The organism is Nocardiopsis sp. NPDC055824 (assembly GCF_053616335.1).
Genome location: NZ_JBSHDN010000007.1, coordinates 71,923 through 84,858, shown reverse-complemented (window position 1 = coordinate 84,858; position 12,936 = coordinate 71,923). Strand labels below are relative to the sequence as shown.

Annotated in this window: 13 protein-coding genes; 6 read left to right on the top strand and 7 right to left on the bottom strand. The window is 74.0% G+C overall.

Translation table 11 applies throughout. From position 1 onward, the window contains the following. Positions 1–179 precede the first annotated feature (179 nt). Positions 180–1,355, bottom strand: a complete 1,176-nt coding sequence (locus ACWGL3_RS03725; protein WP_267950102.1) for a winged helix DNA-binding domain-containing protein — start codon at positions 1,353–1,355, stop codon at positions 180–182. 99 nt (positions 1,356–1,454) lie between these two features. Here ACWGL3_RS03725 and ACWGL3_RS03720 point away from each other — a divergent pair, with 99 nt between their 5' ends. Together ACWGL3_RS03720 and ACWGL3_RS03715 are read left to right on the top strand one after the other, a co-directional pair. Then, positions 1,455–2,120 (top strand): TetR/AcrR family transcriptional regulator, encoded by a 666-nt coding sequence (locus ACWGL3_RS03720; RefSeq protein ID WP_267950101.1) that lies wholly within the window; start codon positions 1,455–1,457, stop codon positions 2,118–2,120. 176 nt (positions 2,121–2,296) lie between these two features. Next, positions 2,297–2,839 carry a sugar O-acetyltransferase gene (locus ACWGL3_RS03715; protein ID WP_267950389.1) on the top strand — a complete coding sequence of 181 codons (543 nt, stop codon included), beginning with the start codon at positions 2,297–2,299 and terminating at the stop codon, positions 2,837–2,839. A 375-nt stretch (positions 2,840–3,214) separates the two neighbouring features. On the opposite strand, the gene ACWGL3_RS03710 is transcribed toward ACWGL3_RS03715, so the two are convergent. Together ACWGL3_RS03710 and ACWGL3_RS03705 are read right to left on the bottom strand one after the other, a co-directional pair. Beyond that, positions 3,215–5,116: an ABC transporter ATP-binding protein gene (locus tag ACWGL3_RS03710; protein WP_452460773.1), complete on the bottom strand. Its 1,902-nt coding sequence runs from the start codon at positions 5,114–5,116 to the stop codon at positions 3,215–3,217. A 134-nt stretch (positions 5,117–5,250) separates the two neighbouring features. Next, complete coding sequence (locus ACWGL3_RS03705; RefSeq protein ID WP_452460772.1) at positions 5,251–6,228, bottom strand: EamA family transporter; 978 nt, start codon at positions 6,226–6,228, stop codon at positions 5,251–5,253. 33 nt (positions 6,229–6,261) lie between these two features. Between ACWGL3_RS03705 and ACWGL3_RS03700 the strand changes: the two genes are divergently transcribed. After that, complete coding sequence (locus ACWGL3_RS03700; RefSeq protein ID WP_267950387.1) at positions 6,262–7,125, top strand: LysR family transcriptional regulator; 864 nt, start codon at positions 6,262–6,264, stop codon at positions 7,123–7,125. Between the two features lie 29 nt (positions 7,126–7,154). Here ACWGL3_RS03700 and ACWGL3_RS03695 read toward each other — a convergent pair whose 3' ends face one another. After that, complete coding sequence (locus ACWGL3_RS03695) at positions 7,155–7,892, bottom strand: sensor domain-containing protein (RefSeq protein WP_452460771.1); 738 nt, start codon at positions 7,890–7,892, stop codon at positions 7,155–7,157. Between the two features lie 107 nt (positions 7,893–7,999). Beyond that, on the bottom strand, positions 8,000–8,710 hold the full coding sequence (locus tag ACWGL3_RS03690; protein ID WP_267950098.1) for a GAP family protein: 711 nt from the start codon (positions 8,708–8,710) through the stop codon (positions 8,000–8,002). Between the two features lie 71 nt (positions 8,711–8,781). Between ACWGL3_RS03690 and ACWGL3_RS03685 the strand changes: the two genes are divergently transcribed. Together ACWGL3_RS03685 and ACWGL3_RS03680 are read left to right on the top strand one after the other, a co-directional pair. Then, positions 8,782–9,411 carry a TetR/AcrR family transcriptional regulator gene (locus tag ACWGL3_RS03685; protein WP_267950097.1) on the top strand — a complete coding sequence of 210 codons (630 nt, stop codon included), beginning with the start codon at positions 8,782–8,784 and terminating at the stop codon, positions 9,409–9,411. A gap of 111 nt (positions 9,412–9,522) precedes the next feature. Further along, entirely contained in the window at positions 9,523–10,095 is a 573-nt protein-coding gene (locus tag ACWGL3_RS03680) for a GNAT family N-acetyltransferase (RefSeq protein ID WP_267950096.1), read from the top strand. A gap of 18 nt (positions 10,096–10,113) precedes the next feature. Here ACWGL3_RS03680 and ACWGL3_RS03675 read toward each other — a convergent pair whose 3' ends face one another. Then, complete coding sequence (locus ACWGL3_RS03675) at positions 10,114–10,521, bottom strand: MarR family winged helix-turn-helix transcriptional regulator (protein WP_267950095.1); 408 nt, start codon at positions 10,519–10,521, stop codon at positions 10,114–10,116. A gap of 208 nt (positions 10,522–10,729) precedes the next feature. Here ACWGL3_RS03675 and ACWGL3_RS03670 point away from each other — a divergent pair, with 208 nt between their 5' ends. Further along, positions 10,730–11,224 (top strand): macro domain-containing protein, encoded by a 495-nt coding sequence (locus ACWGL3_RS03670; protein ID WP_267950094.1) that lies wholly within the window; start codon positions 10,730–10,732, stop codon positions 11,222–11,224. A 111-nt stretch (positions 11,225–11,335) separates the two neighbouring features. Here ACWGL3_RS03670 and ACWGL3_RS03665 read toward each other — a convergent pair whose 3' ends face one another. Further along, positions 11,336–12,811 (bottom strand): MFS transporter, encoded by a 1,476-nt coding sequence (locus ACWGL3_RS03665; protein WP_267950093.1) that lies wholly within the window; start codon positions 12,809–12,811, stop codon positions 11,336–11,338. Positions 12,812–12,936 lie beyond the last annotated feature (125 nt).

The following is a 12,936-nucleotide window of genomic DNA, read 5'->3' as shown; positions in this document are numbered from 1 at the left end:
GCCGGAGGCGGCCCCGCCCCTGCTTCCCGCGGGGGCGGCCCCGCCGGTCACCGCGCTGGCCGACGCCGTCCCCGCCCTCCGGAACCCGTGCGTCCCACGGCGCCGGGCGAGTGCGCACCGGTACAACGGTGGGTCGATGGGCGCGACCCACGGCGCCGGGGGCGGAACCCCGGCAGACCTCACCCCAGGGCGTCCAGGGCCGCCCGCATCGCCGGTGACACGTAACCGGTGCCGACGCGCACCCCGCCGAGCCACGCGGTCAGCCGCTCCGCCTCCTCGTCGAGGGCACGCCGCGTCGGGGCCGGGACCGGCTCCAGCAGGTGCACCCGGACGGCCCCGGCGCCGTCCTGCACCCATGTACCGACAGTACGGCCGTCGGCCCAGGCCGTGGTGCCGGCGTTGCCGCGCCGCTCGAAGAGCTGCTCGCGGTGCGGCCCCAGGTAGAAGTCCCGGTCGCGCCAGCCCATCACGGTCGGGTCGAGCACCGGCAGAAGCGCGACCCACCCGCCCGGGTCCTCGACCGGTCCCACGTCGTCGGGCAGGAGCCAGCCCGTGGCGCCGTTGTCCAGGGACACCGCGACGGCGTCCAGGTCGGCCAGCGCGCCGCGCACGATCGCCTTGGTGGCGCCCAGCCACCAGACGATGTCGTCCTCGGTCCCCGGGCCGAAGCGGAGGAGCCAGCGGCGGACCAGTTCGCGATACCCCTCACCCGGACTCCACAGGTCGGGGACGCCGTCCAACCAGTGCGAGGCCAGGGTCCAGCGGGGCCGTGAGACGGGGAAGCGGCCGGCGTCGGCGCCGCGGACGATGTCGCCGGCTGCCCCGAGGAGGGTGAGCACCCGGGGCGCCGACCACAGCTCGCCCGGCGACCCCTCGACCTTCACGTCGAGCATCGGCACCGCCCGGCGCACGTCGATGGCGGCGAGGCCCTCCGGCGCGTCGGCGAGCACGGCGAGGATCTCGGCCCGGGCCCGGTCGAGCCAGGCGCCTCCGTCATCGGTGAGGCCCGCCCTGACGAGGTCCTTGGCCATGCGGGCGCGCTCCGCCGCGGCGACACGGGCGGAGGCGCTCGGCCACACGCCCGGCAGCATCTCGCGCGGGAACACGAAGAGGGTGCGCCGCATCGCCAGCTGCTTCACGAGCAGGCGCTCCCGGTGGAGCGCCCCGTCGACGTCGGCGACCGTCAGTGAGGAGACGCGGGCCCAACAGGAGAGGTGGACCGTGGCCGGCTCGGTCGCGTGCAGCGCGACGACGGCACGGGTGGCCGCTTCGGGGGAGTCGGCGCGGGCGCCGGGCGCCAGTGCGTGCCGCACGGCCATTCGGGCCCGGCGTTCGCCGTCGGTGACATGGTGCATCGGGTCATCGTGCCACATCGGACGGACCATTCGATACAGTGTCGTTCCGGAACAGATGTGTATCGCTTTCGGGGTCGAAGAGACGAGGAGGCGGCTGCCATGGCGCGAGACGGCGAGACCCGGGAACCCGCGGAGGGTCCCGTGCGCCCCGGCCGCAAGCGGGACCCCTCCCGGGACGGCGCCATCCTCGACGCGGCGCTGGAGGTCCTGGCCGACGTCGGCTACTCCCGGCTGTCCATGGACCTGGTCGCCGCCCGGGCCGGGGCCGGGAAGGCCACGCTCTACCGCCGCTGGCCCTCGAAGGCCGAACTGGTCGTCGACGCCGTGGCGCGCATGAAGCGCGCCCAGGTCGACCTGGAGCACCTGCCCGACACCGGGGACCTCCGGGGCGACCTCCTCGGTCTGTTCAGGCCGCAGACGGTCGAGGAGGCCGAGCGCCGGCTCGAGGTCATGGCGGGGCTCGCGTCGATGCTCGTCCAGGACCGGGCCCTGGCCGACGCGGGCACAGCCGCCATCGTCCAGCCGTGGGCCGAGGCCCACCACGCCCTCATGCGGCGTGCCGTCGACCGGGGCGAGATCCCGCCCACGGCCGACATCGAGGCGCTGTCGCAGCTCATCCCCTCGATGGCCGCCTTCCGCGCACTCGTCCGGGGCAAGCCGTTCGACCGGGACTTCCTCGTGTCGATGGTCGACGGCGTCCTGCTCCCGGCCCTGCGCCACCCGCCGGAGGCCCCCGCGGAGCCCGACCGCGGGCCCGCCTCCTGAGGCGGGCGCCACCGGTCTCCGCCCGACGGCCCCACCGTTGGCCGGGACGCCCGGAGGGCGGGCCGCCGGGGAGGGGCGCCGGACGCGGGGCCCGCTTCGGGGGAGACACGCCCGGGGCTAGGGTCGGGGGCGAATCATGATCGAAGGGACCCCGTGTGACCACTCAGAAGGACCGCATGCTCGCCGGTGAGCTCTACCTCGCCGACGACCCCGAGCTGCAGGCCGACCTCTTCCTCGCCGAGAAGCGGACGGAGGCGTTCAACTCGTCGACGATCGACGACCTGGAGGCGCGGCACGCGGCGCTGGCCGAACTGGTGGGCGAGCTGGGGGAGGGCAGCGTGATCCGGCCCCCGCTGCGGGTCGACTACGGCTATCAGATCAGCGTCGGTCCCCGTACGTTCGTCAACTGCGGCGCGGTCATGCTGGACGTGGCCCCGATCCGGATCGGGGCGGACGTGCAGATCGGCCCGAACGTCCAGCTGCTCACCCCCACCCACCCGGTCGACCCCGAACTGCGGCGCGCCAAGTGGGAGGCGGGCGAGCCGATCACCATCGGCGACAACGTGTGGCTGGGCGGAGGGGTCATCGTCTGCCCCGGCGTGACGATCGGTGAGAACACCGTGGTGGGCGCGGGCTCCGTGGTCGTCAAGGACCTGCCCGCGAACGTGGTGGCGGTCGGCAACCCGGCCCGCGTCGTCCGCGAGATCGGCGCCTCCTAGGTGTACTGACCACGGAGGTTGGTAACACCCACCCCGCCTGAGACGAGCGAAGAGGGCCTCCGGCAACGGTGCGGATCGCGACATCCACCACCGGACCGGAAGGCCCTCGACGCCCCACACCACCCACGCCGGCACCACCCTCACACCCGCCGGACGCCTCGCGCCGGCCCGCTGCGTCGTCGACCGGCGCCGACCCCTGCGACGGGCCGCTCCTACCCCCGGGCCCGGTCCTGGAGGCGCTCCTCGGCTTCTTCGAGGCCTCCGCGACCAGAGCGTCGCGGCCCTGTACGAACTGCTCAGGAAGCCCGCGCCCGCGGCGTGAAAAGGGTCCGTCCCCCGGTGTGGCGCCACCGGGGGACGGGGTCCGCGGGGCCGCTATCCGGCCGCGGCGGTCGCGGCGGCGGTCGCCCCGGGGTCTTCGGCGGCGAACTGGGTGCGGTACAGCTCCGCGTAGCGGCCGTCCCGTGCCAGCAGCTCGGCGTGGGTGCCGCGTTCGGCGATCCGCCCCTCCTCGACGACAAGGATGGCGTCGGCCGCCCGGACCGTGGAGAGCCGGTGGGCGATGACCAGGGCCGTCCGCCCCCTCAGCGCCTCGGTGAGGGCCGCCTGGACCGCGGCCTCGGAGGTGGAGTCCAGGGCGGAGGTCGCCTCGTCCAGGATGACCACCTCGGGTCCGGCCAGCAGCAGGCGCGCGATGGTCAGGCGCTGGCGCTCGCCGCCGGAGAACCGGTAGCCGCGCTCGCCCACGACGGTGTCCAGCCCGTCGGGCAGTGCGGCCACGAGGGTGTCCAGCCTGGCCCGGCGCAGCGCGTCCCACAACTGCTCGTCGGTGGCCCCGGGTGAGGCCAGGGTCAGGTTGGAGCGGATGGACTCGTGGAAGAGGTGCCCGTCCTGGGTGACCATCCCCAGGGTGGCGCGGATGGAGTCGAAGGTCAGGTCGCGCACGTCCGTTCCGCCCAGGCGCACGGCGCCGGAGTCCACGTCGTACAGGCGGGGGACGAGCTGGGCGATGGTGGACTTGCCCGCGCCGGAGGAGCCGACCAGGGCGACCATCTGCCCGGGTTCGACGCGGAAGGACACCCCGTGCAGGACGTCCCCGTTGTCCTGGACGTCGAGGGCGGCGACCTCCTCCAGGGAGGCCAGGGACACCTTGTCGGCGCTGGGGTAGGCGAAGGTGACGTCGTCGAACTCCAGTGACACCGCTCCGTCGGGGACGGTCCGGGCGCCGGGCTTCTCGTCCACGATCGGTTTCAGGTCGAGGATCTCGAAGACCCGGCTGAAGCTGACCAGGGCGCTCATGACCTCCACCCGGGCGCCGGCGAGGGAGGTGAGCGGCGCGTAGAGGCGGGTGAGCAGCATGCCCATGGACACGACGGTGCCCGCGTCGAGCTGCCCGCGCAGGGCGTAGAAGCCGCCGAGGCCGTAGACCAGCGCCAGGGCGAGCGCGGACACCAGGGTGAGGGCGGTGAAGAAGACCTCCTGGACCATCGCTGTGCGCACGCCGATGTCGCGCACCCGGCTCGCCCTGCGGGCGAACTCGGCCGACTCCTCGTCCGGGCGGCCGAAGAGCTTGATGAGGGTGGCTCCGGGAGCGGAGAACCGCTCGGTCATCTGGGTGCCCATCGCCGCGTTGTGGACGGCGCGCTCGCGCTCGATCCGCGCCAGGCGGGCGCCCATGCGGCGGGCCGGCACGACGAACACCGGCAGCAGCAGGAGCGAGAGCAGGGTGATCTGCCAGGACAGGGTGAGCATCACGGCCAGGGCGAGGACGAGGGTGACCAGGTTGCTCACCACCCCGGAGAGCACGTCGCTGAACGCGCGCTGGGCCCCGATGACGTCGTTGTTGAGGCGGCTGACCAGGGCGCCTGTGCGGGTGCGCGTGAAGAAGGCGACCGGCATGCGCTGGACGTGGTCGTAGACGGTGGTGCGCAGGTCGAGGATGAGCCCCTCGCCGACCCGGGCCGACAACTGTCGCACGACCAGCCCCAGGGCCGCCTCGGTGACGGCGACGGCGGCGATGAGCCCGGCCAGGACGAGCACGGGGCGCAGTGGGCCGCCGTCGACGATCGCGTTGACGACCCGTCCGGCGAGGAGGGGGGAGGCCACGGCCAGGGCCGCCGTGGCCACGCTCAGGAGGAGGAACCAGGAGAGGTGGCGGGAGTGGGGGCGGGCGAAGGAGGAGATCCGGCGCAGGACCGGCAGGGAGAAGGGGCGCTGGTCCTCCTTCGCGTGCATCGCGTGGTACACGGAGTTCCACGCGGCCATTTCCATGCTCATGTTCGACCACCGGGTGTGTTGGGGCTGTTGGCAAGAACCGTAGAACCTCAACTAATGTTCTGGTCAAGTCGGAGGGCGACCCGGGGGTCCGCGCCCGTCCGGGTGCCCGGAGGTGCACCGCCCCCGGACGCGCCTCACCCCTCGGCGGCGTGTGTCCGCCGCCCCGCGCGGCCCGCCGCCAGGGCGCTGGCGGCGTTCGCCGCCACGATGGCCGCCACGGCCGCCCAGTCGACCCACTCCAGCGCCTGCCCCAGCACCGCCAGCCCCACGAGGGCCGCCATCACCGGGTGCACGCTCATGAACAGGCCGAAGTAGCGGGCGGGAACCCGCCTCAGGGCGAACAGGTCGCCCAGGAACGGCACGATCGAGGACAGCACGCCCGCCGCCGCCGCGCACGCCAGGGCGGCGGGGGTCGGCGGGTGGGCGATGAGCACCAGCGCGCCGACGGGCGCGAAGACCAGCGCGGAGACGCCGGCCGCGGCGGCCGAGCCCCCGATGCCCGGCACCCGCCGCCCCACGGTCCGGTTGAGCAAAATGTAGGCGGCCCAGCAGGCGGCGGCCACCAGTGCCAGCGCGATGCCCGCGTGGTCGGTGCTGGCCTGGGGGCGCATCAGCACCGCGACCGCTCCACCCGCCACCAGCGCGCACACCAGGTCCACCCACCGGCGCGAGGCGGCCAGGGCCACGGCCAGCGGGCCGAGGAACTCCAGGGTCACCGTGAGCCCCAGCCCGATCCTGTCGACGGCCGAGTACAGGGTGAGGTTCATGGTCCCGAAGACCAGGGCCATGGACAGCACCGGCCACCACTGGGACCACGTGAACGCGCCCAGTCTGGGCCGACCGACCGCCAGCAGGACCGCGCCGGCGACCCATTGCCGTACGGCCACCACCCCGACCGGGCCGATCACAGGGAAGGCCAGGGCGCCCAGGGACGCGCCGAGCTGGTTGGACAGGCCGCCGCCGAGCATCACGGCCGTCCCCGCCAACCGCGCCCGCCCGTCCGGTTCGGCCGAGGGGGAGGCGGGGGCGGCGGCGGTTCCCGCCCCCGGCGTGTTCACCGATGTCTCCATGGGGGCGAGCATGCTGCCCACGCCCGCATACGCAAAATGCATGTGAGCGACCGTCTATACGCTGTGCGCATGGATATGCGTCCGAACGACCTGGAGCTGCGGCACCTGCGCTGCCTGGTCGCGATCATCGACACCGGGAGCTTCACCGACGCCGCCCTCGACCTGGGCGTCTCGCAGGCCGCGGTCTCCCGCAACCTCGGAGCCCTGGAGAGTGCGCTGGGGGTGCGGTTGCTGCACCGCACCAGCCGCAACGTCACCCCGACCACGGCGGGGGTCCAGGTCCTGGCCAGGGCCAGGGTCGTGCTGGCCGAGGTCGACAACCTCGTACGCGAGGCCGTCGACGGGCACACGCGGCTGCGCCTGGGACACGCGTGGTCGGCGGTGGGGCGCCACACCGGGGAGTTCCAACGGCGCTGGGCCGACCTGTACCCCGGCACCGAACTGCACCTGGTCCGCACCAACTCGCCCACCGGGGGCCTGGCCGAGGGCCTGTGCGACCTCTCGGTCGTGCGGGCGGCCTTCGACGGGCGCAGGTTCGAGAGCGCCGTCGTGGGCAGGGAGCGCCGGTACTGCGCGATGGCCGCCGACGACCCCTGGGCCCGTCGGCGGTCGCTGCGGCTGTCCGAGATCGCCGGACGGCACCTGATCTTCGACCGGCGCACCGGGACCACCACCGCCGACCTGTGGCCCGAGGAGACCAGGCCGGTGATGGAGCACGTCAACGACATCGAGGACTGGTTCGCCGAGATCGCCACCGGGCGCAGCGTCGGCATCACCCCGGAGAGCACGGTGGCCCAGCACCGGCGCCCCGGGATCGTCTACCGTCCGGTGCGCGACGCGTCCACGATCCCGGTCCGCGTGGTGTGGCGGCGGCACGACCCCCATCCGGCCACCCACGCGGCCGTCGCCCTGCTGACGGAGCTGTACCGGGGGCGGTGAGGACCCCGGCCCGCGGGGAGCCGGCCGGGTCAGACGTCCGAGGGGACGCGCTGCCCGGCGGGCGGTGCGGCGTGCGGCGGGGCGTGTCGGCGGGCGCCCTCGTCCGGGACGCCGCCGGGGTGGGCGGTGTACACCCGAACCCCCGCGTCCTCGGGAGCCAGCAGCAGGGCGCGGCCCACCGTGGACCGGGCGTGGGCGCAGCCGCGCACGACCATCGGCAGGCTCAGCGCGAACAGCGCCCCGGCGGCCATGTGGATCACGGTGGTGGCCACGACGGGGTTGTCCGGGACGACGTAGGTCCCCAGGTCGGTGTAGCCGGGGACGGTGTACAGGGACCACCCCCACAGGGGGTGGAGCAGGCCGGCCGCGGCCCCGGCCCACCAGGTGACGGTGACGCAGAAGCCGACCACGGCGACCGGCAGTCCCACGGCGGCGTGCAGCGCGTCCAGCCAGCTCTGCCTGCAGGCGAGGGCGCCGAGAGCCCGGCGCAGGGGGCCCGTGCCGGGAGCGGGGGAGCGGTAGGGGCGGCGCACCACCGGTCGGCCGTGGAGGTCGGCCAGGCGGATCCGCTCGACGTGGGCGAGTCCCCTGGCGGCGTGCAGGGTGCCCGCGGCCAGGAACAGCCCGGCCCCGACCACTGCGGTGCCCGCTCCCGCGGCCAGACCTACCACGACGAGCACGAAGGAGACGAGGGCGAGGGGGAACCCCCACAGGTTGTAGCGGGAGTCGGCGACGACCTGGGCGAAGACGGACTTGGGCCTGTTCATGGCACCGAAACTACGCCCGGAGGGGCCGTCCGTCAGGGTCGCACGCATGCGCATCGGTGGTGGTGCGGCCCCCACCGCGCGTTGGCGCCGGGACACGCCTTCCCGGCTCACAGGCCGTTGAGGAAGGTGATGACCCCGACCCCCTCCAGGGCCGCGACGGCCCCCGTCTGGGCGAGGCCGTTGATCAGGAGGAGGAAGCCGACCAGGCCGATGATCCACCCCATCGCCTCCCGGGAGCCGGACTCGACCCTGGTGCGCCAGCGCTCCAGCCGGGGACGCAGCCGCTCGCCCAGGGCCCGGTGGCCCAGGTAGAGCAGGACCGGGGGGAGCACCATCACCGCGTTGTAGGCGGCGAGCAGGGGGAGCCAGGTCGCGGCGGGCAGCTCGGCGGTGGTCATGATGCCGATCGCACCGAAGTAGGGGAAGGCCGTGCCGCCCTCCAACAGGCCGGTGGCCAGGCCCAGGCCGACCATCGCGACCGTGCGGAAGGAGGCGGGTCTGCGCGGCTCGCGCGGCTTGGTCGGCATGAGGAAGCTGTAGACCAGCAGGCCGCCGCCCAGGACGACCATCGCCCAGCCGACGAGGGCGCTGTCGGCCAGACCGCCGAGGGTCTCCAGCAGGACGCCGAGGCCGAGCACGAGCGCGCAGCCGAGCACGAAGTAGAAGAGGGCGACGGTGCCCAGGAAGGTGAACAGGGGACGGGCCACCGAGCGCGCGCCGCTCAGCAGCACGTACAGGGAGATGCCGAGGGTGGCCGGGCTGAGCGTGTCCAGCAGGGCCAGTCCGGCGACGGGCAGCAGTACTTCCCAGGGGGGCATGGAGGACTCCTCGCAGTTTTTATCGCACGACTGTGTGAAATAAAATAACACAGATGTGTTAGAAAGATGGCGTGCCAAAGATCGTCGATCACGAACAGCGCCGCCGGGAACTGGCCGAGGCCCTGTGGCGGGTCATCGCCGCCTCCGGCCCCGCCGCCGTGTCCATCCGCTCCGTGGCGGCCGAGGCGGGCTGGTCCCCGGGAGCACTGCGCCACTACTTCCAGACGCGCGAGGAACTCCTGGTCTTCGCCATGAACCTGTCCGAGGACCGCGCCACGGAGCGGATCAGGGGCCTGTCCGCGCGGCAGCCCGCCGACATGCCGCTGACCGACCGCGTGGCCGAGTACGCCGAACAGCTCCTGCCCCTGGACGAGACGCGCCGGGCCGAGTACCGGGCCTGGGAGTCCGCCCGGATCCTGGGCGAGCACGACAAGGACCGGGCCCAGCGCTGGAACCTCCAGCGCAGGCTCTACCGGCAGCTGGTCGCCTCGCTCGTCGGAACCCCGGTCGGGGACCCCTTCCAGCCCCATGCCGACCCCTGGGTGGAGGAGTGGGCCGGCTACCTCCACACCCAGGTGGACGGGCTCTCCCTCGAACTGATGGTCACCCCGGGGATGCTCGACGCGGACGACGCCCGGCGTCGCCTGCGGAGCTTCCTGGTGCGGACCGGGGAGGCGTGGCGGCACCGGGCGGACCCCTGACCTGGGGGTGCGTGAGGTGCCGGTTTTCGCGCTGGGGGTCCGTATTTGCCCGACTTCGCGGTAGTCGATACTGGGTGGTGTCAGTGACCGCAAGCGACGGGGGAGACACGCGTGACCACCAGCCAGACCAGCGAGACGGCAGCCGGCGGGCCGCTCAGTCCGACCTACCGGCACGCCGTCCCCGCGGACGTCCCGGCCCTCGTCGAACTGGTCAACGCCTGTTACCGGGGCGACTCCTCCGCAGGGGGCTGGACCACGGAGGCCCACCTGCTCGACGGCCAGCGCGTGGACGCCGAGGGCATGTCCGAGCTGCTGGGGCGCACCAACACGATCGTCCTCGTCGCCGAGGCCGACGGCCTCCTCGTGGCCTGCTGCGAACTCCAGCGGGGCGTCAACGGCGCCTACTTCGGGATGTTCTCCGTCCGTCCCGCCATCCAGGGCGGCGGGCTGGGACGGCAGGTGCTGGCCGAGGCCGAGCGCACCGCCGTCACGGAGTGGGGCTGCCGCCTGATGCGGATGAAGGTCCTCAAGCAGCGCCCCGAGCTGATCGCGTGGTACGAGCGGCGCGGCTACACCGGTACCGGCAAGACCGAGCCCTTCCCCTACGGGGACGAGACCTTCGGCCTCCCCAGGCGCGCCGACCTGGCGTTCGTCGAGCTCACCCGGGAGCTGCCCGCCCCGTGACCCGGGGCGTCCGGCCCCTCAGTCCTGTTCGAGGTTGGCCGACATCCGCTCCAGGACGTCGACGGCCACGCGGTACTCCTCGTCGCCGATCCCCCGCGTGAGCCGTGCCCTGGCCTCCTTGACCCGGGAGAGGAGCTTGTCGTGCTCGGCCTCGCCCCGGGGCGTGAGCGCGAGGGCGACCAGGCCCTCGACCCACCCCAGTTCGCGCAGGCGGTCGACGGCGGGGGCGACCGTGGACTCGTCCTCCTCCAGGAAAGGGGCCAGTCTGCGGTCGAGGTCGGCGGTCGTGCCGGGCTCGGTGTGCAGGGAGTTGAGCACCTGCCAGTGGCGGCGTCCCAGCGACTCCGAGGCGAGAACCCGGTCGAAGTCGTTCTCGATGAGCCGGTCCAGGTGCTTGAGCCAGTAGCCGATGGGCAGGTCGGACATGCTTCCTCCAGCGGGCCGCGTACATGCGTACACTGCCGCGCGTGCGCGGCAGGTCGACGATATGCCGCCCGACCGCGGCTTGTCAGGGGCTCGCGACGGTGTCGCGCCGGCAGGCTCCCCGGGGCCGCCCGTGGCCGAGGCGGAGGGAGGCCCCCGGCGGCCCGCTGTCCCGGGACGCCTTGTCACCACCGACCGCTAGCGTTCGGCCATGCCCACCGAGACCCTCCCGCCCGGACTGCGGATCATCCGCGGCGACGCCACGAGTCCCCGGGCCGCGGGGCCCAAGATCATTGCCCACGTGTGCAACGACCGGGGCGGCTGGGGCAAGGGGTTCGTGCTCGCCGTCTCCCGGCGGTGGCCCGGACCCGAACGCGACTACCGTGCCTGGCACCGCGAACGTGCCCGCAACGACTTCGCCCTGGGCGCCGTACGCCTGACCGCGGTCGGGTCCGAGACCTGGGTGGCCAACATGGTGGCCCAGCACGGCACGGGGCGGGGCAGCGGCGGGCCGCCCATCCGCTACGACGCGGTCGCCGCCTGCCTGCGCGCACTCGCCGCGCACGCCCTCGACCTCCGCGCGACCGTGCACATGCCCCGTATCGGCTGCGGGCTCGCCGGCGGGAAGTGGTCACGCGTCCAGCCCCTGGTCGAGAGCGAACTCCTCGACCGGGGGATCGGGGTCACCGTCTACGACGTCGACTGAGCCGTGCGCGTGGGGCTGCAGAGGGCCCCGGGACGACAGCCGGTGCTGCGGAGGCCGTCGTCCCCGGGTCCGCGGCACGCGTACCGCGGACCCGGGGCGCGCTACCGCCTGTCAGGCGCGGCCGGCCCTGCGGGCGAACAGGGCGACGCCCGCGGTGGCGACGAGGACGCCCGCGGTCGCCCAGGTGAAGGCGGTCCTGTACCCCTCGACGGCCGCGTCGATGTCGCCGGACGCGCCCGCGGCGACCGCCGCGCCGACCAGGACGGCCATGCCGGTGGCGCCGCCGAGCTGGTCCACCGAGCGCTGGACGCCCGAGGCGACCCCCGCGTCGTCCTCGGTCACCCCGTGCAGGGCCGCGTTCTGCAGGGCGATCAGGCCGACGCCCATGCCGACGCCGACCAGGACCATGCCGGGCATGGCGTCGGTCCACAGGTCGCCGTCGACCGGCAGCCTCGACAGCCAGGCGGTTCCGGCGGCGGTCGCCAGCAGGCCGGCGATCGCCGCCCCGGAGAGTCCGAGCGCGCCGATGACGCGGCCGACCACGGTCGCCGAGGCCAGGATCGCCGCGCAGAACGGCACGTACGCCAGCCCCGCCTGGAGCGGGCTCATCCCCAGCACCTGCTGGAGGTAGAGCGTCACCAGGAGGAACGAGGTCGACAGCGCCGCGCTGAGCAGCACCGTCGCCGCGTTGGCCACCGTCCTGGTCCTGTTCGCGAAGAACGACAGCGGCACCAGCGGGTTGGCCGACTTCGCCTCGACCAGGACGAACAGCCCCAGCGCCGCGACCCCCGCGGCGAGCGGACCGAACACCTGCGGGTCGCCCCAGGGGGCCTCCGCCGCCCGCAGCACCCCGTAGACCAGGGCGAGGGGGCCGGCGGTCAGCAGCACCGCGCCCGTGACGTCGGGGCGGCGCCGCACGGGTGCGGACGCGTCGGCGGGCGCCGTGTCCCCGGACCCGCCCGCCGCACGGCGGGCGCCGTCGGGAGCGACCAGGAGCGGGACGGCGACCAGGACCACCGCCACCACGGGGAGGTTGACGAGGAAGATCCACCGCCAGTCGAGCAGTTCGGTGATCACTCCGGACAGCAGCACCCCGCCGACCAGCCCGGAACTGGAGATCGCCCCCCAGATGCCGAGCGCCCTGGCGCGCTCCCGGGGAGCGGGGAACAGCATGGCGATGAGCGACATCGCCGCCGGGGAGGCCAGGGCCTCACCCGCCCCCTGCCCGAAGCGCGCGGCCAGGAGCCACGGCAGGTCGGGGGCCGCACCGGCCACGAGCGAGGCCGCGCCGAACAGGGCGGCGCCCAGCAGCAGCATGCGGCGTCGGCCGAGCAGGTCGCAGATCCTCCCGCCGAGGAGCAGCAGGCCGCCGCCGACGAGCGTGTACCCGGCGACGACCCAGGTCAGGCCCTGGGGTCCGGCGCCGAGGTCCGCCCCGATGGAGGGCAGGGCGATGTTGACGACCGTGACGTCCACGGCGATGAGGAACTGCAGCATCGAGACCGCAGCCAGGGCCCACCAGCGGCGGGTACGGGTGAAGCGCTCCTGGCGGCCGGAGCGCGCGCCAGGAGTTCGGAACGAGGTCATGTGTGATGGCCGATCGGGTCGGGCCCGCCCGGAGGCGGGCCGAGAACGGAAAGAGAGAACAACCGTTCCGCCCGCGCGGCACGCCGAACGGGCCCCGCCGGTCCTCCCAGGACACGGCGCGGCGC